Origin of the sequence: Thermospira aquatica (assembly GCF_023525255.1) — a bacterium.
Classification (GTDB): Bacteria; Spirochaetota; Brevinematia; order Brevinematales; family Thermospiraceae; genus Thermospira; species Thermospira aquatica.
Map to the genome: position 1 here is coordinate 2,037,056 of NZ_CP073355.1, position 22,908 is coordinate 2,059,963.

General features: G+C 41.0%; 20 protein-coding genes, 1 pseudogene and 1 riboswitch. Of the genes and pseudogenes, 8 read left to right on the forward strand and 13 right to left on the reverse strand.

Annotated elements, in window-relative coordinates:
- Positions 1–144 precede the first annotated feature (144 nt).
- From KDW03_RS09950 to tsaE, 4 genes and pseudogenes are all read left to right on the forward strand, one after another.
- Positions 145–1,359: pseudogene (locus KDW03_RS09950) on the forward strand (integrase catalytic domain-containing protein).
- A 134-nt stretch (positions 1,360–1,493) separates the two neighbouring features.
- The gene (gene folE2, locus KDW03_RS09955) at positions 1,494–2,273 is read left to right on the forward strand and encodes a GTP cyclohydrolase FolE2 (RefSeq protein ID WP_271434927.1); all 780 of its coding nucleotides are present in this window, start codon (positions 1,494–1,496) and stop codon (positions 2,271–2,273) included.
- Complete coding sequence (locus KDW03_RS09960; protein ID WP_271434928.1) at positions 2,263–2,727, forward strand: YaaR family protein; 465 nt, start codon at positions 2,263–2,265, stop codon at positions 2,725–2,727. Before folE2 ends, KDW03_RS09960 begins: the two co-directional genes overlap by 11 nt.
- An 8-nt stretch (positions 2,728–2,735) precedes the next feature.
- Entirely contained in the window at positions 2,736–3,185 is a 450-nt protein-coding gene (tsaE, locus tag KDW03_RS09965; protein WP_271434929.1) for a tRNA (adenosine(37)-N6)-threonylcarbamoyltransferase complex ATPase subunit type 1 TsaE, read from the forward strand.
- Here tsaE and KDW03_RS09970 read toward each other — a convergent pair.
- On the reverse strand, positions 3,178–5,235 hold the full coding sequence (locus KDW03_RS09970; protein ID WP_271434930.1) for a sigma 54-interacting transcriptional regulator: 2,058 nt from the start codon (positions 5,233–5,235) through the stop codon (positions 3,178–3,180). The genes tsaE and KDW03_RS09970 overlap by 8 nt on opposite strands.
- Before the next feature lie 315 nt (positions 5,236–5,550).
- On the opposite strand from KDW03_RS09970, the gene KDW03_RS09975 reads away from it, so the two are divergent.
- On the forward strand, positions 5,551–7,614 hold the full coding sequence (locus tag KDW03_RS09975) for a glutamine synthetase III family protein (RefSeq protein WP_408648372.1): 2,064 nt from the start codon (positions 5,551–5,553) through the stop codon (positions 7,612–7,614).
- 77 nt (positions 7,615–7,691) lie between these two features.
- Here KDW03_RS09975 and KDW03_RS09980 read toward each other — a convergent pair whose 3' ends face one another.
- The 4 genes from KDW03_RS09980 to lptC all read right to left on the reverse strand — a co-directional run bounded on the left by KDW03_RS09980 (position 7,692) and on the right by lptC (position 11,728).
- Positions 7,692–9,194, reverse strand: a complete 1,503-nt coding sequence (locus KDW03_RS09980; RefSeq protein WP_271434932.1) for a glycine hydroxymethyltransferase — start codon at positions 9,192–9,194, stop codon at positions 7,692–7,694.
- A 17-nt stretch (positions 9,195–9,211) separates the two neighbouring features.
- Positions 9,212–9,290: riboswitch (ZMP/ZTP riboswitch) on the reverse strand.
- A 73-nt stretch (positions 9,291–9,363) separates the two neighbouring features.
- Positions 9,364–10,191 carry a TrmB family transcriptional regulator gene (locus tag KDW03_RS09985; protein ID WP_271434933.1) on the reverse strand — a complete coding sequence of 276 codons (828 nt, stop codon included), beginning with the start codon at positions 10,189–10,191 and terminating at the stop codon, positions 9,364–9,366.
- 15 nt (positions 10,192–10,206) lie between these two features.
- A complete protein-coding gene (locus KDW03_RS09990) occupies positions 10,207–11,223 on the reverse strand; it encodes an LptA/OstA family protein (protein ID WP_271434934.1) in 1,017 nt (338 codons plus the stop codon).
- Complete coding sequence (lptC, locus tag KDW03_RS09995) at positions 11,204–11,728, reverse strand: LPS export ABC transporter periplasmic protein LptC (protein WP_271434935.1); 525 nt, start codon at positions 11,726–11,728, stop codon at positions 11,204–11,206. The genes KDW03_RS09990 and lptC overlap by 20 nt, the downstream gene beginning before the upstream one ends.
- A 188-nt stretch (positions 11,729–11,916) precedes the next feature.
- Between lptC and KDW03_RS10000 the strand changes: the two genes are divergently transcribed.
- Complete coding sequence (locus KDW03_RS10000) at positions 11,917–12,585, forward strand: hypothetical protein (RefSeq protein WP_271434936.1); 669 nt, start codon at positions 11,917–11,919, stop codon at positions 12,583–12,585.
- Here KDW03_RS10000 and hflX read toward each other — a convergent pair.
- Genes hflX through KDW03_RS10040 form a run of 8 tightly spaced genes read right to left on the reverse strand, consistent with a single transcriptional unit; the run spans position 12,582 to position 19,494 of the window.
- Positions 12,582–13,682, reverse strand: a complete 1,101-nt coding sequence (gene hflX / locus KDW03_RS10005) for a GTPase HflX (RefSeq protein ID WP_271434937.1) — start codon at positions 13,680–13,682, stop codon at positions 12,582–12,584. The genes KDW03_RS10000 and hflX overlap by 4 nt on opposite strands.
- The gene (locus KDW03_RS10010) at positions 13,682–15,484 is read right to left on the reverse strand and encodes a DUF5312 family protein (protein WP_271434938.1); all 1,803 of its coding nucleotides are present in this window, start codon (positions 15,482–15,484) and stop codon (positions 13,682–13,684) included. Before KDW03_RS10010 ends, hflX begins: the two co-directional genes overlap by 1 nt.
- A 38-nt stretch (positions 15,485–15,522) precedes the next feature.
- Positions 15,523–16,488 carry a PSP1 domain-containing protein gene (locus tag KDW03_RS10015; protein ID WP_271434939.1) on the reverse strand — a complete coding sequence of 322 codons (966 nt, stop codon included), beginning with the start codon at positions 16,486–16,488 and terminating at the stop codon, positions 15,523–15,525.
- Positions 16,489–16,491: 3 nt separating this feature from the next.
- On the reverse strand, positions 16,492–16,788 hold the full coding sequence (locus KDW03_RS10020; protein WP_271434940.1) for an acylphosphatase: 297 nt from the start codon (positions 16,786–16,788) through the stop codon (positions 16,492–16,494).
- A 2-nt stretch (positions 16,789–16,790) separates the two neighbouring features.
- Positions 16,791–17,294, reverse strand: a complete 504-nt coding sequence (locus tag KDW03_RS10025) for a hypothetical protein (protein WP_271434941.1) — start codon at positions 17,292–17,294, stop codon at positions 16,791–16,793.
- Positions 17,278–17,913, reverse strand: coding sequence for a methionine biosynthesis protein MetW (gene metW, locus KDW03_RS10030; RefSeq protein WP_271434942.1), 636 nt, complete (start codon positions 17,911–17,913; stop codon positions 17,278–17,280). Before metW ends, KDW03_RS10025 begins: the two co-directional genes overlap by 17 nt.
- Positions 17,900–19,063, reverse strand: a complete 1,164-nt coding sequence (gene metX / locus KDW03_RS10035; RefSeq protein ID WP_271434943.1) for a homoserine O-acetyltransferase MetX — start codon at positions 19,061–19,063, stop codon at positions 17,900–17,902. Before metX ends, metW begins: the two co-directional genes overlap by 14 nt.
- Positions 19,060–19,494: an NfeD family protein gene (locus KDW03_RS10040; RefSeq protein WP_271434944.1), complete on the reverse strand. Its 435-nt coding sequence runs from the start codon at positions 19,492–19,494 to the stop codon at positions 19,060–19,062. Before KDW03_RS10040 ends, metX begins: the two co-directional genes overlap by 4 nt.
- A 216-nt stretch (positions 19,495–19,710) precedes the next feature.
- On the opposite strand from KDW03_RS10040, the gene KDW03_RS10045 reads away from it, so the two are divergent.
- Together KDW03_RS10045 and KDW03_RS10050 are read left to right on the forward strand one after the other, a co-directional pair.
- Entirely contained in the window at positions 19,711–20,334 is a 624-nt protein-coding gene (locus KDW03_RS10045; RefSeq protein ID WP_271434945.1) for a TetR/AcrR family transcriptional regulator, read from the forward strand.
- Positions 20,327–22,906: an efflux RND transporter permease subunit gene (locus KDW03_RS10050; RefSeq protein ID WP_271434946.1), complete on the forward strand. Its 2,580-nt coding sequence runs from the start codon at positions 20,327–20,329 to the stop codon at positions 22,904–22,906. Before KDW03_RS10045 ends, KDW03_RS10050 begins: the two co-directional genes overlap by 8 nt.
- The last annotated feature ends 2 nt before the right edge of the window (positions 22,907–22,908 follow it).

Here is a 22,908-nt window from a genome sequence, read left to right on the forward strand (position 1 = left end):
GAAAAGAAAAAAAAATACAACTGGACGAATTGCTTCATAATAAAAGTACTCGAAAAGGGAACGTTGCTTCAAAATAAAAAAGTACTTTAAATTTGTGTAAAATAATCCAGTTCAAAGAACTGGAGGTAAAAGGTGGAGTTAGCGATGTTTGAAAGGAGACCTATTTACAGGGAAACGGCGAAAGAGTATCAAAAAGCCAGCAAAAAGGAAAAAATGGAGATACTGGATTATTTTGTGAGGATAACAGGTTTAAAAAACCGAAACTATGCCGCCAGGCTCTTGAGGCAGCACGGAAAAACCATCTATGTAGGCAAAAAAAATTACCTTAAAGCCGACATAGCCAAGAAGGGCAAAAGACCTGGCAGAAAGAAAAAATTCGGCGAAGAGGAACTAAAACTTCTAAAAAAGGTCTGGGAAATTGAAAACTACATGTGTGGCAAACGTTTAAAGCCAATTTTAAATGAAGTTTTAGATAATCTCTTAGCAAACGGACATCTCCACGGTTCTCCACAGGCTATAGAAAACTTGCGACATATAAGTGCTTCAAGTATTGACCGACTTTTGAAACATGAGCGTAAAAGCTTGAGATAAAAGGACGAAAAGGTACAAAGCCTGGAACGTTGTTAAAGCAACAAATAGCTATACGCACGTGGGCAGAGTGGGATGAAAATTGCCCTGGTTTTATGGAGATTGATCTGGTTGCCCATGAGGAAGAAATAGCGGGAGATTTTGCTCAAACATTAAATATGGTGGATGTTTGGAGCGGTTGGACAGAGCTTGTGGCAATCAAAAACAAGGCTTCAAAATGGGTAAGAGAAGCCATAGAAAAGTCCAAAGAAGACTTTTGAGTTACGGGGAATTGATTCTGATACCGGTGCTGAATTTATTAATCATCCTCTGCGTGATTGGTGTGAGAAGCACCAGATAAAATTTACAAGGGGGCGAAGCTCCCGTTCCAATGATAACTGCTACGTTGAGCAGAAAAACTATTCCATAGTCCGCCAGAATGTTGGGTACTTTCGCTACGATACCGAGGAAGAAGTCTACTACTTGAACCGACTCTATGCGTATCTCAGGCTTTATGCCAACTTTTTCAACCCTATGAAAATGACAGAGAAAAAGAGAATCGGAAGCAAGGTGCAAAAGAAGCATGATGATATTAAAACTCCCTACCAGCGGCTTTTAGAAAGCTCTTATGTAAGTGAGGCACAAAAGGAACGCCTAACAAGGCTTTATAAGGCTCTCGATTTGTTTCACCTAAGACAAAAAATTACAGCTTGCCAGAGAAAACTTTACAGCCTTCAAAAGAAAAAGAATGTAAAAAACAAAAATTTGGAGGAAACTGTATGGAATTTTTGAGTACTTTTTTTTATGAGGCAATGATTCGAATTTCGAGTACTTTTTTATTTGACGCAACGGGCTGGAAGCAAGGTTTAAAAAAACTCTCCCCATAAAAATTGCCTTTTTTATATTTTTTTGGTATACTATATTTCATGAAAGACGTACAAAATGAGAGAGATGAGAGGAATATTCCAATCAACAAGGTAGGTATACGAGGTCTTCGTATTCCTATCGTAGTAAGAGATCAAAGTCAACAAAGACAGGCAACAATTGCTGATGTGAATATGTATGTCAATCTTCCCCATCATTATCGGGGAACCCATATGAGTCGGTTTGGGGAGATTCTCCATCGGTATGCCCATGATCTTTCTCTGGAACATCTTGAGTCCATCCTCACGGAGATGAAACAGCGTTTTGAGTGTGAAGAGGCTCATATTGAGATCTCTTTTCCCTACTTTATCATGAAATCCGCTCCTGTTTCTGGTATGCAAAGTTATATGGAATATCGTTGTTCTGTGCAAGCGAGTCTGGGAGAAAACCTCTCGTTGACGATGGGTGTAGAGGTTCCTATCCATAGCCTTTGTCCATGTTCGAAAGAGATTAGTAGCTATGGAGCGCACAACCAGCGTGGTATTGTGAGAATTCAAGCACAAACGAAAGGGTTTGTGTGGTTTGAGGAGCTTATATCCCTTGCAGAAAAACAAGCCTCTGCTCCTTTGTTTACTATCCTTAAACGAAGTGATGAGAAATATATTACTGAGAAAGCTTACACTAACGCTAAATTTGTGGAAGACACGGCGAGGGATATTGCCCTGGCATTGAACCGGGATGAGAGGATTCTCTGGTATCATATCGAGGTTGAAAACGAAGAGTCCATCCATAATCACAATGCGTATGCTTGTATTATGAGGAACAAGACGGATGAAGATTGAGAATTTTTCCCCCTTTATGAATCCTAAAAAAACTGAGCGCAAAAAAACGGACAAAGGTCTAACCCTCAACTTTAAGGCAATGATGGAGAGTTCGGATCTCGAGGTTTTTTTTAGTCAGATAGGAGAAGATCTGTCCGAAAGCGATCTTCGGGAACTTGGAAACATGATTGATCTTTTAGGAGAACAACTCTCCCAGAATCCTGATATAGAACATTTTAACCGCTATAGAAGTTGTGTAAAAGCCTTGGTACGTTATGCTATGAAAAATATGGAGGTAAAAACGATCACAAGTCGTTCGGGATTTGCCAAGGTAAACACCTATGTTATTGTACAATCAATCGACGAGAAACTCCAACAAATGGCACATCTCATCCTCTCAAATGAGAGAAACCGTGTTTCCTATTTTCAGCTTGTCCAGCAAATTAAGGGACTGCTCGTGGATTTGATTTCTTGAGGATTACCATGCAGAAAGAATGGCTCTCTTTCTCCGTAGAAGAAACACAACAAATTGCCCAAGAAATAGCACAGATGATAGAAAGAAAGGAAATTCCCTCGTTGATCCTTCTTAAAGGCGACATCGGAAGCGGAAAAACCACATTCGTACGGGGGCTTCTTTCTTTTTTTCATCTGGAAGATATGGTAAGCAGCCCGACGTTTTCCATCATCCATCAGTATCCTCATCCCAAAAAAACGATTTATCACATTGATCTTTACCGTATTCGCTCTGTTGAAGAGCTTGAGAATCTGGGGCTTTTTGAATTCTTTGAGGAAAAAACACTGGTCCTCATTGAATGGCCAGAGATGCTTGTTGATCAATTGAATTTTCCCCACACTCTCATAGAACTTTTCTATGGTGAAGAAGAAAATAAGCGTCTTCTCCGGTTGTCTGTATTTTTTCCAAACGCTATGTGATGTGATACTGGTCTATTTTTGTGCGAAGGGTATTTCTATTGATTCCAAGAAAATCTGCTGTCTTGACTTTGTTTCGATCATTGATGAGAAGAGCTTGATGGATGAGTTCTCTTTCGACTTCACCAATAACCTTCTCATAAACCTGGCCATTATATGCAGCATTTTCAAGAAAACTTTTTATCCACTCGCTTAAGGAAAAGATTCTTTGTTCTTCCTCGGTGGTGAGGAAGGGGGCAATGTGGTGAAGTTCGATTCTTCTCCCCTGGGCAAGGATAAAAGCCCGTTCAATGCTATTTTCAAGCTCGCGGACGTTACCTGGCCAGGAGTAGTTCATGAGGGCAATCAGAGCCTCTTCGCTAATCTCTACCTGAGAACGGTTTTCACGTTGTGCCACCTTTTGAATAAAGTGTCGAACCAGGAGGGGTATGTCGTCCTTTCTTTCTCTCAAGGGTGGTAACTGGATTTCAATCACATTTAATCGATAATAGAGGTCTTCTCGAAACTTTTTTTCTTTGACAAGATTTTTCAGCACCTTATTGGTTGCTGCCACAATACGAACATCAATAGGAATTTTCGTTTCACTTCCCAGAGGAGAGATCTCCCGTTCCTGGAGTGCGCGAAGTAGATGAGCCTGAAGGGCAAAAGGCATATCCCCTATCTCGTCGAGAAACAGGGTACCACCGTTTGCCACCAAAAAGAGACCCTTCTTATCCGTATTTGCACCGGTAAAGGCACCTTTTTTGTAGCCGAAGAGTTCGGATTCTAGCAGATTCTCTGGAATGGAAGCACAATTGATACTTACGAAGGGTTTGTCTTTTCGTGAACTGTTATAGTGGAGAGCACGAGCTACCAGCTCTTTCCCTGTGCCACTTTCTCCGAGAATCAGAACCGAGGCATTCGTGTCAGCCACGGTATGGATTAATTCAAAAACAGCTCGCATTTTGGCATTTTTCCCCACAATGTGGTGAAAAGTATAGTTTTTTTCAAGCTCTTTTTTGAGGGTGAGATTTTCTTCGAGGAGAGAGGCTTTTTCCTGCTGAAAGGTTCTTGCTAGCCTTACCTTGTTGGAGAGAATCTGTCCCACAAGAAAAAGCATACTTTCAAGATCTTTGAGGTAGGTTTTATTATCATATTCTTTTTCTATGGCAAGAACACCAAGGGTAAGTCCTTCCAGCTTGAGCGGTACCGCGATAAACGAGATGGGTTTCTCCTTATCACGTTTGATTTTCAGTCGGTTGAGAAAACGGCTCTCTTCATGAATGTTGGGGATAGACTGAGGTTCACCAGTGGCCACCACCCCTCCGATAATACCCTCTCCCACACGATAAATTCCTCGTTCACACTCCTCTGACGTGAGTCTATAACCGGCAAAAATAGAGAGTTTATCACTTTGTTCTGGTTCAAACAGGACAAGCATTCCCCTATCGATATGAATTCTTTCTCCCAGGATATTCATAACAGAGTCAAAAATATCCTGAAGATCAATCTTTTTTTCAATGAGCTGAGAGATCTCGATAAGAATTTCCTGGAGGTGAATTTTGTATTTGAGTTCTTCGTAGAGACGGGTTCTATAAAGGATCTGTGCCGCCTGATTGGAGATGGTATAGAGAAGTTCGAGATCCTCTTCTGAAAAGGCGTTTTTTTCCACACTGTCTACACTCAAAACACCGATAATCTGTCCTTCTACCTGGAGGGGAACAATAAGTTCAGATTGAATGTCATCGCGGAGAGGAATATACAGGGGATCCTGATCCACATCATTCACCAGTCTCGGAATACCATCTTTGAAGACCGCTCCTGTCAAACCTTCTCCCACGGCAATCGGAACCCGCTTAATTTTGTTTTCATCAAACCCACGGTACGCAGCGTAACGAAGGAATTTTGAACCCTCTTCTTTTAACATAATAGAACCCGTTGTCGCTTTCGTAAGTTCTATGGCTTTATCCAGCATAAGACCTAAAAGCTCATCAGGATCCTGTGTTTGATTCATGGCAATACTGAGGTATTGAATCATGCGTAAACGTTTTATCTGATTGTCTTCTTTGAGCATATTCTCTCCTGCATAATTTTTCATCATCATTATAAAGAGTGATTAAAAAATAGGCAATTTTTTGTTTTTTTATTTTTTTGTAAAATGAGATTATTCCCTATATATAATGGAATTAGAGAAAAAAATATTTTGGCATGTTTTTTGATATTACCATGAAGAAGATAACAAGGAGGATGAGTTATGTCTCTTTCAGTACGTGATCACCTGCTTACCGATATTATCGGTAATCGTCAGGTAAAATCAACAGTAAAGGATGAGTACAAAAATGTACCCATCCCTGAGTACTTTGGGTGTAATGTTTTTAACGATGAGGCGATGAGAACTTACTTGCCTTACAAAACCTATGCCAAGCTCAAAACTATCATCGCCACAGGAGAAGCTATTGATGATGCTCTGGCAGAGGAAGTGGCTCATGGAGTGAAGGAGTGGGCTCTTCGCAAAGGAGCAACCCACTATACGCACTGGTTCCAGCCCATGACAGGTACCACAGCAGAGAAGCATGATAGCTTTCTGGATTTTGATGGTGACGGTCAACCTATCAATCGCTTTTCGGGAAAGGCGCTGAAGCAGGGTGAACCAGATGCTTCAAGTTTTCCCAGCGGAGGACTTCGAGCAACCTTTGAGGCTCGTGGCTATACAGCATGGGATCCTTCTTCTCCGATTTTTATTATAGAGGGAGTGAATGGGAATACGCTCTGTATTCCTACCGTGTTTCTTTCTTATACTGGAGAGGTTCTCGACAAGAAGGCACCTCTTCTCCGTTCTATGGAAGTTCTCAGTCGAGAAGCGACACGACTGCTTCACCTTTTTGGTAAAAGGAATGTAAAACGGGTCACCACAACCGTGGGCGCCGAACAAGAGTACTTTTTGATCGACAAGGCGTATTTTCTTCGTCGTCAAGATCTTGTTCTGACAGGTCGCACCCTGTTTGGAGCAAAGCCTCCTCGAGGACAGCAAATGGAAGATCACTATTTTGCTTCTATTCGTGAAAGGGTTCTTGCTTTCATGCAAGATGTTGAGATTGAAGCCTTCAAACTCGGCATTCCTGCTAAAACACGTCACAATGAGGTAGCTCCTGCTCAGTTTGAGATTGCTCCTATCTTTGAGACCTCAAATATCGCTACCGATCACAATCTTCTTCTCATGGAAATCATGAGAAAAGTGGCTAGTCGACACAATTTTGCCCTTCTTCTCCACGAGAAGCCTTTTAAGGGTGTCAACGGTTCAGGAAAACACAACAACTGGTCTATGGCAACCGATACGGGAGAGAATCTTCTTGAGCCTGGTAAAACTCCCCATGAGAATCTCCAATTTCTCACGGTATTGACAACTGTGATCACAGCTGTCTATCGCTATGCTGATCTCCTGCGTACCTCTGTAGCCACACCGGGAAATGATCATCGTTTAGGTGCAAACGAGGCTCCTCCCGCGATTATTTCGGTATTTCTTGGGCAACAGCTTTCCCGGATCCTTGATGATATTGAAAACAACAAGAAAACAGACTACACTGACAAGCAGATCATTGATCTTGGTATCAGCACCCTTCCCCGCATCAGCAGAGATAACACGGATAGAAACCGGACCTCGCCTTTTGCCTTTACAGGGAACAAGTTTGAGTTTCGTGCAGTTGGTTCCTCTCAATCTATTGCCGGACCTAACTTTGTCTTGAATACAATTGTAGCAAAGGTACTCCGGGAGGTCTGTGATACCATTGAAGCCAACCTCAAGAAAGGAATGGAATTTAACCAGGCTGTTATGGAGTCAATCCTTCCTCTGATTAAGGAAAGCAAGCCTGTTCGTTTTGAGGGGAACAACTACTCTCCCGAATGGGAAAAGGAAGCTGCTCGTCGGGGTTTACCCAATCGTAAGAATACCCCAGAATCCCTCAAAGATTTCATTAATCAGAAGAATATCGATGTCTTGAAGGAAATGGGGGTTCTTAGTGAAGTGGAGATCAAAGCACGTTACCATATTCTTGTAGAAAACTACTCCAAAACTCTCAATATTGAGGCAGAGACAGCACTCGCGATTGCAAAGACACAGATTTTGCCGACGGTGATTCGCTATCAGCAGATCCTGGCTCAATCGATCAGTTCCATAAAAGGCCTGGTGGGAGAATCGACTTACAAGACTCAAGTTGCCCTCCTGGAGGATTATGCTTCTCTGGTCCTCGACCTACAAAAGAAGATTCATGATCTCGAAACGGTTCTGACCAAAGCCGAAGAGACTGAAGATGAGGTAAAGAAAGCCGATTTCTACTGTGAGCAGGTTGTTCCCATGATGAACGCTCTTCGAGAGATTGTTGATACTCTTGAAGATAAAACAGCAGACGATCTCTGGCCACTTCCTAAGTATCGCGAGATGCTCTTTGTGTACTAAGATATTTCAAAAAAAAACAGCCCGGCAAAACCGGGCTGTTTTTTTTATATTTCCATTCGGGAGAGAAAAGAAAGTAGCTACGCTTCCACTATCTTTTTTAACCACGTGATTTCAAGCTCAGGATAGAGAGGAAATCTTTTCAGAAGTTCGATGACCTTTTGCTGAGAGGATGTTTTGATCTTTTCGGCAATCTCATATTTAGCCTTACTGGGACCATTATCCTTTTCAGAAAAAAGAGGTTTAATATTCTCAACCACAGAAGCGATGATCTCAGCGATCTCATCCATCTCATTTTCTCTCATACCAAGGGTGGTTACCGCTGGGGTTCCAATACGAAGACCACTTGTATACCATGGACCATTAGGATCGTAGGGAAGAGAATTTCTGTTAAGGGTTACCCCACATTCTCGCAGAGCACTCTCAGCCTGACGGCCGGTGATGCCTTTCCGGGCTACATTAATCAGAAAGAGATGATTATCTGTTCCACCAGTGACTATTTCAAGCCCCCGTTTCTGACATCCTGCGGCAAGTGCCTGGGCGTTTTGTACAATCTGGCGAGCATATTTTTTGAATTCCGGGGAGAGAGCTTCTTTTAAGGCTACGGCTTTTGCAGCCATCACGTGAGGAAGGGGCCCACCCATGACAAGGGGACATCCCTTGTCCAGAGCATCGGCAAACTCCTTTTTCGCTAGAACAAGACCCCCACGAGGACCACGGAGGGTTTTGTGCGTGGTGGTTGTGACAACGTGGGCGTAGGGTATGGGATTGTATTCACCTTCAAAAACGCCACCTGCTACAAGCCCCGCAAAATGGGCCATATCAACCATGAGAACAGCTCCGACCTTGTCGGCGATCTCTCTCATTCGCTTGAAATTAATTTTTCTTGGATAGGCACTGTAGCCGGCAAGAAGAATAAGGGGTTTGATTTCCATAGCTTGTTTTTCGATAGTATCGTAATCAAGTATACCGGTTTCCTTGTTAACGGCATAACTATAGACATCAAACATGCGGGCTGAAACATTGTAGCGGTATCCATGGGTGAGATGACCACCAGAATAGTAATCAAGCCCGAGCAATCGCTGATTACCAAGTCTTTCCTTGAGTTCTTTCCATTGAGCATCGGTGATTTTGTAGAGATTGGTTTCCCCAAGCCCTTCCAGGTAGGGTACTTCAACCTTGGTACTCAGAATAGCCCAGAAAGCCATCAGATTCGCATCGGCTCCGCTATGGGGCTGAACATTGGCGTATTCTGCACCAAAGAGCTCACAGGCATACCTTGCAGCTGTCTCTTCGATAGCATCCACGTTTTCACAGCCAGCGTAAAAACGATGGTAGGGAAATCCTTCGGCATACTTGTCTGTCAAGAGATTGCCCATCGCGAGCTGAACAGAGAGAGAAGAAAAGTTTTCACTGGCAATAAGCTTGAGATGAGTGCGCTGAGCCTCAAGCTCTGCTACAATCGAACGAGCAATTTCCGGGGTTACCATCGCCACCTGGCTCAAATTTGCCATATAAGCCACCATTCCACTTGATGGTTTTGTCGTACTGGTTAGATACTCTTGAATAACCTTTACAGACATACTTCCTCCTTCAAAAGTATCCCTGCCCAGGCGGACGACAGGGTTTTCCAGGCTCCCCGATGGTTTATTCCATCCTCGCCAGTTGCCAGCGATAGAGTATAACGCAAAAAGGAAATTCTTGCCAATTTTTGAATACTTTTTTACCCATGGTTATTTAGTTTTGGAAACTTTATCTCTTGCTAGCTCCTTCAATTACTTCAAAGAGACGTTTGTCCTCATCGTTGAGAACGAGTTTAAACTTTTCAATTCCCATCATGTTTTTCAAACGAAGCAAGTAGATATCACTTAAAATCTTTTGTCGAACTGTATAAATCAATACAGGATTTTGGGATTGGGTGGCTTTTGCTGTTTTGAGGTCTGAAAAGAAAGCTACAAGGGCATCACTATGATCGATAGCCATGAGAAACATCGAACGATCAATGAGAGGGGTGCGAAAGGAAGGATCAAGGTAATGGGTGTACAGGGGAAGTCCCTGACTTTCAAAAACATAATACGAAAAAATGCTTATCTTAATCCCATCTCTTAGCCTTTGATTCAAAAGAGAGAAAAACGGTGATAACCACTGGCCATCCTGAACGGAAATAAAAATCTCTTCGGTGGCTTTTTGTATAAGGGTAAGTATAGAGTTTTCAATATTTTTTTGACTTATAATGTTCCAGAAGAAATCTGTTTCATTCACACTCATGAAATTTCTTAACTGAGTATGAATAAGTTTTTTAGAATCAATAAAATCACTTTCAAGGTTACGGAGAAACTCTTCTATTTCTACAGGTACATACGTATCAGGATTGGACTTGATGATTCTTGCCCCTCCTTTATCCACAAGTCTGTTAAGCATTTCATAAACAACAGGACGAAGTATACCGCTATTTTTACTGAGTTGGTATCCTGTAATTGGATGGGTTTCCAAAAGAGCCAGGTATACCTTAGCTTCATTACTGCTCAGTCCAAGCCGCTCAAAATGTTTGATAAGGAGTTCTTCCTGTTCTATAGCCAATCCTTTCTCCTTGTACTATTGTCCCTGTAATCTCCCTTTTCCCCTACCCTCTAAGATAAGTTCCTGTTTATTCACATCAAACACCATAACCGTTGCCTCAAAACGGGAATTTCCATCTTCAAGCACAGGATTACCCGTCAAAACAATGCGTTTTTGTTTGATATAGTACTGCCCCCAACGAGCCGTAACGCGTTGATTTCCTTTGGTGATCTGAACATTTCCAAGAAGATTGGCCCTGTCTTCTTTTTGGTACATATCAAGCACAAGACAGGAAACCTCTGCTTCTCCATTTTCATTGGTAAAATGGATACGTGGATCTTTCGTTACTCTCGTGTAACCAAGCAACTCATAATAGTCAAGTCTCCCTCCTGTGATGACATAGCCTTGTTTTTTATCGGATACTTTTACCTCCTCAGTGGCGGTATAACTTGAGATTTTACCATTTGCATAGGCAATTTGCATCAAACGAGAGGAAATTGTGGTATCCTCTTGCTCAAGTCGCGCGTTTCCTTGAACAGAGAGCCTGCTGGAAGATTGGTAGAGCTGGGCCTGTTCTCCTGTTAGAAGATAGTTTTTTCCCTTTATTTTTACGTTATTGTAGAAGAAAAGATTATTTTTTTCTGGAAAGAATCGTATAACCCCTCCAGATGCCTCAACTCCATCTCCAGTGAGATAAAGACGCGGATTTTTAGTGGCAACGACTTCTTTAGTTCTTGTGTCATACGTTCCTTCACCAGCCAAAAGCTTTGCTCCTCGCTTGTTGTCTACAAAAGAGACGTTGCCAAAAGCATATCCTGTTTTTTTTTGTTCCTCATAAACAATAGTATCTGCCTTGAGAATACTTGCCCCTTGCTGGATGGTTGGAATCCTTTTCGCCTTGCCTTCAAGAAGAAGCTTTTGAATCTCCCATTGGAAAACACTTCTCTCGGCGGTTAGGGTTATAGGCTCATTGTTTTGAAAAATCTGAGCAAAACTCAGGGAAAAAGTCATTTGTGCCATCAGAAAGATAAATTTATTGCTGAATTTTTGCATCAATATTCTCCATACGTATTTCCTTGAGGGATGCATCAGCAACAAGATTGTACCCTATGAGTCTGGTTCCTCCCCGCTGAATAACGACGGGTATCCCTGCTTCTGAAAAAAAGAGCTTTTTTATATTGTCCCACTGAATCCTCTCTGTTTCAAGGCTTGTCTCACTTGCGAGTATACGGACATTTCCCTCTGCAATTACGAGAAGACTTTTCTTATTGACCTGGCCCTTATTGGCGGTCAAAATACTATCCAGTATCTCCACGCCATTAGAAATCCGATAAAATGCCACTCTGAAGTTGTAAATAAATACGTCATCACTATTTTGATACATTACCGCTTCCGAAGCCTTTAGCTCCCATTCTTTTTGTCCCATGGTATTAATAGCTACATATTTAAAATCTGAAATAAGAAAATTTGGAAGTCCGAGAGACTTTTCTGCCTGAGCTTCTTTTAAGCCACAGCTGCTCACAAGAAAAGCAAAAACACAACCCCAAACATACCGCATGTTTCTCTCCCCTTTCTTTATCGGCCAGTAGTAGTAAGAATTTTACTCACTAATATTATACATAAAAGAAAAAAGAAAATCAAACAAAAGCTTGCTTTTTTACCAACATGTCCTATACTAAAAATGATCAAAATCCTTGAGAGAATACAAAAAATACCGATAATGTATTAAAAAAGCAGGGGGTCTTTATGGAAAAACCTCAGATTTCGTCCTCCCAAGATAAAACGATGATCTCTTTTTATACTCTGGATGATACGGTGAAAAATGCGGTTCAAGAGAAGTTACGGGAGATTATAAGAAAATACGATCATCCTCTCTCGCGTCAGGAAAATATCGATGTGATCTACACCTGTCTCAAAGAACTGATGATCAATGCCTCCAAAAGTAACATTAAAAAAACTTTCTTCATTGAAGCACAGATCAACGAGCAGGATAAAGAGATCTATGAGAAAGCCAAATCCAGTTTCAAAAAACTCTTAACAGACAAATATTTCTCGTATCTTCGCGAAAAACTTCGTAAACATAACGCGTACGTTCAGGTGGAATTTGAAGAGAAAGAAACGGGTATTGTGCTCAAAGTGTATAATAATACACCCCTCTGGGAAGATGAAGAGAAAACAATACGGGAATCTTTGAAAAAGGCAAGTGAAAGTGCGGATACGAATCTTACTCTTTATTACACCGAAAGTAATAATCACGAGGGAGCCGGACTTGGTCTTATGCTGATTATTCATCTCCTTCGTGAAGTAGGGATAGATCCCCGACTTTTTCGCATTGGGGTTGTTGAGGGTAAAACCATGGCACGGATTGAAATTCCCTTCTCTCCGGATTATGAGCCTATCAGAAAACATCCTTAAACAGAGGAATTGGATTTCTCTCTTTTTATAAAAAAGTTATAGATCGCCTCCCGTAAAATTGGGAGGTTTTCTTTTGTCGTAGCTGAAACAAAATAAGCCTTTGGAAAATTTTGTCTCAATTGAAGATAGAGCTCTGTGTCGAGCAGATCGATTTTGTTAAAACACAAAATCTGGGGTATATGTTCAGCGCCAATCTCCTGGAGGGTTTTTTGGACGGTTTCTATTTGCTGTACATAAGCGGGATGAACACTATTCACCACATGAATAATAAGTTCCGTATCAACAGCTTCAAGCAAGGTGGAACGAAAACTTTCAACAAGCGTATGGGGTAAATCCTGAATAAACCCAACAGTATCGGTAATTACAACCTGGAGAGATTGGTTCCCGTCTGTCAACCACAATCGTCGAGATGTTGTGTCAAGGGTAGCGAAGAGTTTGTCTTCTATCAGTACGTCTGCGTGAGTAAGTGCTTGTAAGAGAGAGGACTTTCCTGCATTGGTATATCCCACGAGAGCAACACTATATTGGTGTTTACGACGTTTTTTTCTCCTTTCTTGCATTCCTTTTTCTGCTTTCTTGAGTTGTTCTGTGAGGGTGTGGATTCTTTTTCGCAAAAGACGTCTATCTATTTCGAGTTGCTGTTCGCCGGGACCTCGCATCCCTATACCTCCACGGATACGTGACATCTCCTCTCCTTTGCCAACGAGACGGGAAAGCATATAGTTAAGCTGTGCAAGTTCTACCTGAATTTTTGCTATCTTTGTGCGAGCATGAAGAGCAAATATCTGAAGGATGAGTTCAGTTCGCGTCATCACTTTACAAAGAGCTTTTTCTTCTACCGATTTGATCTGGGAAGGACTCAACTCTTGTTGAATAATAATACCATCGAGTTCTTCCGTATGGTAAAAATCAACAAGTTCTTGCAATTTTCCTATTCCGAGATAGGTTTTGGGATCAATAGAGCGAATGAAGACGACGAGTTTATCCACCACTTCATAGCCTGCAGTTCGTGCCAGTTCTGACAATTCTTCAAGAGAAACCTGCTGAAGAAGAGGAGAAGATCGGTGTTCGACTACACTAAGTAATAATACTTTCATCAGAATGGTGTTTCCCTTAACATCTGAAGAATAGGTTCAAGCGATTGGAAAAGTTCCCACGTCTTTTTAAGACTTTCTTTGTAAAGTTGATTTTTTGATTGTCCTACACTACGAGCGTTGCGAAGGTATTTGGGAATAGGCTCTGTGGTATCGCTATAGAGTTTGGTAACAATATCCTTAAGTGAAAGATAGTGGCCGTAAAACTCCCGAAAAAGATCAGCAACTATTGAGTTCATGGAGATAATATGCTTTTCAAGGGATCGTTTATTCTCTTGTGTCTCTCGACGTTTAAAAAGAAGCAGAAATTTGCTACCTCTGTCGCCTTCTTGGTGAAAGGAATTTACTATTTCTTGAAGTTTTGTCTGGAATCTCTCCACTGCATAAAGCGTATCAGAAACACTTCGCTTAAAATACTCATCATTAAATATACCATTGATGGTTACGATATTGAGCAGAGGTTGTATCCATTCTTTGTAGTAGATATCAAAGAAATGAATAAGTATAGCTAGAGTATAGGCATGAGAGAAAGTTGGAAATCCAAGGTTTTCCAGTTCTTTTGACCTGTCCATTGTATAAATCCCTACGGGTTTCAAATTTGGAAAATAGGCACGAATATTTTTTTCTACCTTTTCAAATTTCACCTGTCGCATGGCCTTTTCAAATGACCATTTGAGCTTTTTTTCCATAATTTCGGTGTATTTCTGGACTAAATCAAATCGGATATGGACAAAAGAAGGAAAATATGAAGGGTTTTTCTTTATAACTCTTATTAAAAGAGTACAATAGTTCCGGTAAAGAAGCTCCTGAAGAGTTGATTTGAGAGCATCTATCTGGGACAAAAAAGTGGTTTTTATCATTTCTTTCTCTGATTTCTCGTTAGCCTCATCTATCGAAGTCATTTCATCGTAGACACTAAACAAAGCCTGGAAGGGAACGAGAAAGTCAATGTTAAGATCAATCTGAAGCAAAGCTTCTTCCAGATTCGTAAGATAAAAAAGTAATGCTTCACCGGGAATATCAATAAAATGTGCTTCTTTTCCTACTTCATAGGAAGGATCAAAACGTTTCAAAAGCCATTCAAATTCGTAAAAAACGAGGTTTTTCATATACATAAGGAAAGTGTAAGCTCGATTTGCTGTTTCTTTTTTCTCAGAAGACAAAGAAGCAAGATACTCTTCGGCTTCTTGTCGAATAGCTGCAATTGTTTGAGATGAAGGATTTTCTTGGAGACGTCGATAAATGCTTTCGTATCCAAAAATAGCAAAAACCTTTTCTTTATCAACCTGCATTAATGCTTCACAAAGACGTTCTATCCCTGTTTTTCCTTGCTCAGCAGTATCCCATTGAGGGGTCTCCATAATCTCAAACATTGGTTTGAAAAAGAGAAGTTTTAACTGAAGATCATGGATCTTGTAAGCGAAATAACGGGTTACTGTTCTCTGTTTCTTATTATAGATAGGGGGACGAATGAGTGCCAGATCTTTATAAACCTGTCTTAAAGCTTTGTATTGGAGATAATTCTCCTGGACTTGCATGCCAAGCAATGCAAGAAAGAACATTACTATCTTATCCCATAATGAGAGTTGGATATTTATTGGTATTTCTTCCTGGAGAGGGGCTGGGGATACTGGAGCTTGTTGAGGTTTTGCCTGTTCGGTAGAATTGCTTTGAATTTTTGTTAATTCTTTTTTTAGGCGTTCTTTTTCCTCACTGTCAAGTTCGAGAGCTTTGGCATCGAATACCCCATTTTGAAAAAGACCTTTCGCTTTTGCGCGCTCGATATTCTCTTTATCATACGGCATACAGTGTCTTTATTACCTCATTACTCCTATTGTCCCTCTTATTTTTTGTCGTCTCCGGTGCCAACTATTTGGTAAACAAACCCTTCTTTTCGGGGTATCTTTTTCAGCTCATGAGGTGAAACCTTTTGCATATGGTGATTTTCATCAACCAGGACAACTTCTCGTTTTAAAAGATTTATGGACATCACATGGTATTCGAGGTTTCCTACCAGTACTTTGGACCCAATCTCTGGATAGAAACCTCTCTCCTGTTGATAAAAATCAACTTCATAGGCAAGACAACACAATAATCGACCACAAACCCCTGTAAGTTTACTCGAATTCACCAAAAAACCTTGATCTTTTGCCATTTTGAGATAGATAGAACTCATGTGACAGTTAGAACGGGTACAACAGAGTTGTATTCCACAAATTCCACATCCTCCTTCTATTTTGGCAGCATCCCTTACTCCTATTTGACGCATTTCTATGCGAGTTTTAAAAATAGCAGCAAGTTGCTTTACCAGCTGACGAAAGTCTACACGGTTATCCGAAGTAAAATTAAATATTACTTTTTTTCTTCCAAGGAGAAAGTGAACATTGATAAGCTTCATGTCAAGCTGTAGAGATTTTATCTCTTTTAACGCAAGTTGATAGGCCTGATCTGACTCTTCTCTCATATTTTGCCATTCTTGAAGTTCCTTCTCTGTGGCTTCTCGTATCACAAAAAGGTGTTCTATCTCCACAGGAGCGTGTTCTTGTTTGGCTTCAAGTATGCTTTTTTCATCAAGTTCAATCCCCTCTGCTTGTTGAGTAACGGGAGGGGGAGATTCCTGTTTGTGAAAATACCTCCGTAATTCTTCATCAGATATCTCTACAATACCGGACATGCTTTGCGCTATATCCTCGCCGAATCGGGTATTGACCACATACCATTTGTTTTTTTCAATGGTTATATCTCTTTCACATCTATACGGAAGAACCATATGATCAAAAAAAGTTTTCATGTAAGCTACTTTTTGCATGAATTATGCCTCCTCTTCGCAACCATATCGTATATCGAAGTCGTTATAGGGATTCCATTCACTTTCGGTTATGGTATGCTTTACATCTTCTACTTCTGCCATAGAAGGTCCTTGAGATAAAACCATCAAGAACTCGGCTATTTGCTCTTTTGTTCCTACGGCAACTACTTTGACACTACCATTTGGCATATTACATACCCATCCGGTCACCTGAAGCATCATGGCCATCCGCTTGGCAAAAAAACGAAACCCCACTCCCTGCACCCTCCCCGAAATGATGGCTTCTAATTGGTAAAACATGTCTATTCCCCTACTTTGATTTCCAGTTTTGGTATGGATGGTCTTTCGCCATCATAGGCAAAAAACCATGCCACATAATCATTTGGAGCAATTTCAATAGTTGCATTGGTAAAGAAAAGCACAGTACTCGCTACTTTTAATTCAATCGTTTTCAATTTCCACACTTCTTTTGATTTGTTATCTATGAGAACATTCCAGCCTTTTTTTTGTTCGTTAGCTATCCATCGTACCTCTACAAACCTTGCATTTCCTATACGAAAAACGCGCTTGTCTTCCGCTTGACTCCGTATTGCCCACCAGAAAAACCAGAAAACAATGGCCAGAAAAACGTAAAAAATAAGCATTTGAAGGGTGGTGCGATTATTCCCCACCAAACGATAGTACCATTTTGTCGTTTGTTGTTCCTGTGAATTTCTGTTTCTTTTCATTCGTTCTGCCCTGGAGTAATGATAGGTATGAGCGGGATTTTTGAGTTCATCAAAATTCAGATTAGGCTTTTTTTTCATACTCATCCCTCCGGCTGATAAGAGCAAGACAACCACTGGCAAACCAGTTGGGAAGCAGCAACCATTTTCCTCCCCGGGTTTGCCAGAAGTAATACCATTGATGTACCGTAATTTGGTAACGGTGACAAAAATCCTGAAAATCCTTGATGGTCATCAGGTGAATATTAGGAGTATTGTACCACTCATAGGGGAGAGCTTTGGATTTTGGCATTCTCCCCGAAAAGAGAAGATTTAACCGAATTCGGTAATGCCCAAAATTTGGAAAGCTTACAATTACATAACGTCCAATCCTGAGACTTTCCAGGATCAAGAGATCAGGACGCTGAAGTTGTTGGACGGTTTGACTGATGATAACATAATCAAATGACTGATCCTCCACATCCTTGAGAGAGAGGTTGATATCCCTTTGAATAACCGGAATCCCCTTTTCCACACAGGCAAGGAAACTCTCCTCATCAATTTCAACCCCTATACCCCTTACTTGTTTGTGATGGATAAGATAGGAAAGGAGTTCACCTCTTCCACAGCCGAGATCGAGAACTTTGCTCCCCTGGGCTATCCAATCTGCCATGACTCCTAGGTCAACACGCATACCCAGAGCTTCCTCAAGCCGCCTCATATCTATCTTCCTGCCAGAGTTTACTTGAGGACTGCAAAAAACGCTGAATAAGGGATGTCTCTTTTTCAACTTCAAGAAGAAAAGCATCGTGACCATAAGAAGAATCGATATTGTAAAAGGTGACATCCTTATGATTAGCAATCAAGGCATCAACCAGTTCCTGTGTCTGGGAGGGAGGAAAAAGCCAGTCAGAGGAAAATGAAAGGAGAAACATACGGGAAGAAATTTTTTGCATTGCCTTCTTGAGACTTCCCTGTCCGTATTTTGCAGCCACATCAAAATAGTCCATAGCTTTTGTTACGTAGAGGTATGTGTTTGCGTCAAATCTTTCGACAAACTTTTGTCCCTGATGATGGAGATAACTCTCCACCGCAAACTCAGTGGAAAAATCAAAGCTAAATTCTTTCTTGTTTTGAAGTTTCCGACCAAACTTTTTTTCCATGGATATTTCGCTAAGATAGGTAATATGTCCAATCATTCTTGCAATAGAAAGCCCTTTTTCAGGGATAGCCTTCCCATAATATTCCCCATTCTGCCAGTTCGGATCGGAGATAATAGCGTTTCGCCCTACTGCATTGAAGGCAATACTTTGAGGAGAAAGCCTCCCTGTTGAAGCGATTACCATAGCGGAGTAAACATTTTCGGGATAGCGAAGTGCCCATTCGAGAGCCTGCATCCCCCCCATGGAACCTCCTGCTACACTAAGCCATTTTTCAATCCCAAGATGTTTCATGAGATACCATTGAACCTGAACCATATCGCCAATGGTAATCACAGGAAAACTAAGAGCATAAGGTTTCCCTGTTCTCGGGTTAATGGAAGATGGGCCAGTTGTTCCCTGGCATCCTCCAAGGACATTCGAACACACGACAAAGTACCGATCAGTATCAAACGCTTTACCCGGGCCAATAGCATCATTCCACCACCCGGGTTTGTGTCCAATCTCTTTATGATACCCTGCAGCATGGGCATCACCAGAGAGGGCGTGACAAATCAGGATAGCATTACTTCTTGTTTCGTTAAGAGTCCCGTACGTCTCATAGGCAACCGTGATAGGCCCAATCTTTGCTCCACTTTCAAGCGTGATTTCATGGACTCCCATGTCTGAGAGAAGAAGGTATTGTGTCTCAACAACTCCTACATCGTTCATTGTTTCTCTACTTCCTCCACAAATACCCGTATCCCCTCAATTTTTCGGATAATGACCTCTTTCCCTGCTGGAATGATAGTGCCATGCAAAGAAGTAGCAGGAAAATAATCCCCATAATACTTTACATACCCTTTGCCCGTTGTATTGTTAATCTCTTCTGTTACCCGTACCACCTTGTTTATCATGGCGTCTTGATTCGTAGGAACGGAGTGGCTTTCCAGCGAGCGACGAATCCTGGGAAGAAAAAGCCATACAATCGCCACAGAAAAAATAGTAAAAATCAAAAGTTGGAGCCATAAGCTATGGATAAAAAGTGAGACCACCGCAACCAAGAGAGCGGCTATGCCTATCAAAGCGATAAAAAAACCTGCGGTAAAAATCTCAAGAATAAGAAGAATAACCCCTACAATCACCCATGCATACCAGCTCATAGCTTACTCCTTTTTTTTATAGGCGATAAATTATAGATGGTTTTTCTTTTTCTGTCAACATTTTGGTATCAGGAAAAGCAGAAACTGATCCACCTCTCAATTCCAAACAAAAAAATATTTTCTTAAAATAGCATTTTTACTTGACAAAAAATAATGCTGGGTTTATAATTTAACTAAACAGTTAGTTTAAGTAAACGATAAGTTAATGGAGGAAGTATGGGAAAAGCGCCTCTTGCTCCCAAAGAAAAAATACTCCAAACAGCTGTGGAACTCTTTGCCAAAAAAGGTTTTGATGGGACTTCGGTAGACGAGATTGCCCATCTTGCTCAGGTCAACAAGGCAATGATCTATTATTACTTTTCCAGTAAAGATGAACTTCTCTCATTTATTATTCGAAAAAGTATTCACGACTTTAATAGCATTATCGATAGAATGGATCTGAAAAGCTGTCATACTCTCCTGGAAATGATACGGAGATTTGTTTCTGCAGGTATCCAATACATAGACGAAAACACCCAGCTTATCAAAATCTTTCAACGAGAGAGCATGAATAGTCAATCTCGGTGGGAGTTAAGCATCATTCACACGATTGGTACCATATTCGAACGAGTAGAACAGATTATTCGTCAACGATACCAAAACATTTGTGACATTGGTATGGTTGAACAAATTATTGTGATCAATCTTATCATAGGCTATCTCAATATCCGGGATAAACTCTCCAGCGAAGAAAGTCATGACCAGGAGATCAAAGAGATAGTAAAAGAACGATATATAGAAAAAGTCAGTCAAATGATCTATAGTATGATATCTCAAGGAGAGGGAAAAAACCATGAGTAAACTCTGGCGATGGATAATTCTTCATCCAGGCTGGATGATTGGGATATCTTTGTTGTTGTTTACGGTTTTGGCGATGGGTATAGCGAAGGTTTATCTGGATAACGATATTCTCCACTGGTTTTCTCCTCAGAGTAAGATTGGAAATCTCAACTACCATGTAAACGAAATATTTGAAAACAGTAATCCTCTTATAATCATGCTCGAGCTTCCCTCCCCTGTTCTTTTGAAAGAAAACCTGGTACATATTCGAGAACTTTCCTTGTTAGGCAAACAAGAGGAAGGTATCTCAAGTGTATACAGTATCACCGAAATTGAAGATATTCAGGGGAGTGAAGATGAAATGATAATTTCACGTCTTTTCCCGGACGACATACTCTCTATGCCCTCCTATGATACAACTACCAACATCATCTTAAGTCGGGAAAGTTTTCGGAGCCTACTCTCGAAAGATGGGTATGCAACAGCAATTATTCTTGCGATTGAACCTTCAGTTCGTGCTGATATTGTATCGCGGCGTGTCAAAAAACTTGTCAATGACTATCTTGCCAACCATTGCCCGGATTGGAAGATCTATCATGGTGGTACCCCGAACATGCTCAACTCTATCTCTCAAATGGTGATAAAAGATCTTTCTTTTCTTGTTCCTCTGGTGAGTGTGGTTGTGTTGGTTGTTCTCCTGGTATCCTTTCGCAGTCTCAAGGGAACATTTCTCCCTCTTTCCACAGTTCTTATAGCCACAGGCTCAGCCATGGGAATCATGGGTTATCTTGGAATGCCTCTTACGACTTTTGGTGTTGCTATCCCTGTTGTTTTGATCGCTGTGGGAAATGCTTATGGGATCCATGTAGTAAACGAATATTATGAAAAAGTTAGGATTTTACCACCGTCTGAGGCTTTGTATGAAGCTTTACGACGGACATTTCTTCCTGTTTTGATGAGTGCGATTACTACTTTTGGAGGATTTCTCTCTATAGCCTTTGCAAATGAGATGCTTGCAGCTAAGAATTTTGGTATAATTTCGGCGTTTGGGGTTCTTTTATCCTTGATATTTACTTTTCTCTGGCTACCAGCATGGATATGTATTTTCCCTAAAGGAAAGGCAAATCTTGGTAATTTAAACCATGAGAACGAAGAAGGCATTTTTTCGAGTGTGGCCGAGTTGGTTTTTCGGTATCGTATTCCTGTTCTTGGCATCTTTATTGTTATAGGTATCGTTGCTCTGTACTTTCTCTTCAAAGTAGAGATCAAAGTTGACTATCTTGCTTATTTTGATAAAAAAGCTGAGGTTTCCCAGATTACTGCAAAAATTAATCACACTTTTGATGGTTCTTTTGAACTCAAGCTGTATGCACAATCTGATGCTACAGATCCAGTGACTTTACGAGCTCTCCAGATTATAGAAGAAACCATACGCTTCAAAGCTGGAGGAAACACAAGACCTAACTCTCTCGTAAATATTATTGCTTCACTTAACAATGGAATGGTACAATTTCCAGCTATCCCGGAGAGCCAAGCAGAGGTAGAGAATCTCTTTTTTTTCATTGAAGGAAATGAAATGGTAAAGGCTATCGTCAATGAAGAAAAGGATCAACTTCTTATTTCTTTCTTGCTTCCATCTATCGAATCTCGTGATCGTTATCGTTTAATTGATGAGGCTACACAATTGCTTTCGTCGTATGCCTCTGTAAACATCGTACCTGCTTCTAAGACAAAAGAAACTCTTCTCTCTCTTTCGGCCATGATGCTTTATAATCGTTTGGTGCGGGCAGGGCATCCTCTTCCTTTGGAAGACATTAACGAGGCTCTTGTTCCATCTCTTGCATATACGAACGTGGAAACGTATGAGGAGCAACTCCAGTTCCTCTCCAGGGCAATGAACATTCTTGAGCAGCGTTTCCAAATCTCTTCTTTTCTTTCGAAGTATGACATTTTTTATGCTCTTTCTCCCCTCCTCTGGAAGGAAGTCCCTATACCAGGAAACGAGATCCAACTTTTTAAAAAGCATGGTGTTACGGGGCTTACCAAACTCTTTACCGATGTTGAAAAATCAATTTTGAGAAACCAACTTGTAAGCCTGGGGCTTATAGTCCTTATTGTGGTAATTTTGAACACAATAACCTTTCATTCTCTGCTCGAGGGATTGCTTTCTCTTCTTCCGATAATTTTTACGATTCTGGTCAATTTTGCCATTATGGGAGCATTTCGTATACCCATGGACTTTATTACGGTAACAATTGCTGCTATAGCCGTAGGTGCCGGGATAGACTATACGATTCATTTCCTCTCACGCTATCTCCATGAGATTCGACAGGGCAAAAACTATGAGGAAGCCTTTTACGACACTTTTCGAACAACAGGTAAGGGTATCATTTTTAACTCGCTTTCGGTGGGACTGGGATTTGCGGTTTTGATGTTCTCAAGTATTGTTCCACTGCGAAGCTTTGGCCTGCTTATGGCTGTAACGATGCTGGTAAGTGCCTCCTCAGCCTTGACCCTGTTACCTGTTTCTCTTCTGTTATTACGAAAAGCGCTCAAACTTGATCATTATTGTGATATACAAAATACACACTAAAG

Bases quoted from the DNA above. Each gene is read 5' to 3' on its own strand.
- tsaE (WP_271434929.1), top strand. From the start codon at position 2,736: ATGCAGAAAGAATGGCTCTCTTTCTCCGTAGAAGAAACACAACAAATT.
- KDW03_RS10040 (WP_271434944.1), bottom strand. From the start codon at position 19,494: ATGAGCTGGTATGCATGGGTGATTGTAGGGGTTATTCTTCTTATTCTT.
- folE2 (WP_271434927.1), top strand. From the start codon at position 1,494: ATGAAAGACGTACAAAATGAGAGAGATGAGAGGAATATTCCAATCAAC.
- hflX (WP_271434937.1), bottom strand. From the start codon at position 13,682: ATGAAAGTATTATTACTTAGTGTAGTCGAACACCGATCTTCTCCTCTT.
- KDW03_RS10015 (WP_271434939.1), bottom strand. From the start codon at position 16,488: ATGCAAAAAGTAGCTTACATGAAAACTTTTTTTGATCATATGGTTCTT.
- KDW03_RS10050 (WP_271434946.1), top strand. From the start codon at position 20,327: ATGAGTAAACTCTGGCGATGGATAATTCTTCATCCAGGCTGGATGATT.
- metX (WP_271434943.1), bottom strand. From the start codon at position 19,063: ATGAACGATGTAGGAGTTGTTGAGACACAATACCTTCTTCTCTCAGAC.
- metW (WP_271434942.1), bottom strand. From the start codon at position 17,913: ATGAGGCGGCTTGAGGAAGCTCTGGGTATGCGTGTTGACCTAGGAGTC.
- KDW03_RS10025 (WP_271434941.1), bottom strand. From the start codon at position 17,294: ATGAAAAAAAAGCCTAATCTGAATTTTGATGAACTCAAAAATCCCGCT.
- KDW03_RS10020 (WP_271434940.1), bottom strand. From the start codon at position 16,788: ATGTTTTACCAATTAGAAGCCATCATTTCGGGGAGGGTGCAGGGAGTG.
- KDW03_RS09970 (WP_271434930.1), bottom strand. From the start codon at position 5,235: ATGCTCAAAGAAGACAATCAGATAAAACGTTTACGCATGATTCAATAC.
- KDW03_RS10010 (WP_271434938.1), bottom strand. From the start codon at position 15,484: ATGCCGTATGATAAAGAGAATATCGAGCGCGCAAAAGCGAAAGGTCTT.
- KDW03_RS09975 (WP_408648372.1), top strand. From the start codon at position 5,551: ATGAGAACTTACTTGCCTTACAAAACCTATGCCAAGCTCAAAACTATC.
- KDW03_RS09980 (WP_271434932.1), bottom strand. From the start codon at position 9,194: ATGTCTGTAAAGGTTATTCAAGAGTATCTAACCAGTACGACAAAACCA.
- KDW03_RS10000 (WP_271434936.1), top strand. From the start codon at position 11,917: ATGGAAAAACCTCAGATTTCGTCCTCCCAAGATAAAACGATGATCTCT.
- KDW03_RS10045 (WP_271434945.1), top strand. From the start codon at position 19,711: ATGGGAAAAGCGCCTCTTGCTCCCAAAGAAAAAATACTCCAAACAGCT.
- lptC (WP_271434935.1), bottom strand. From the start codon at position 11,728: ATGCGGTATGTTTGGGGTTGTGTTTTTGCTTTTCTTGTGAGCAGCTGT.
- KDW03_RS09990 (WP_271434934.1), bottom strand. From the start codon at position 11,223: ATGCAAAAATTCAGCAATAAATTTATCTTTCTGATGGCACAAATGACT.
- KDW03_RS09960 (WP_271434928.1), top strand. From the start codon at position 2,263: ATGAAGATTGAGAATTTTTCCCCCTTTATGAATCCTAAAAAAACTGAG.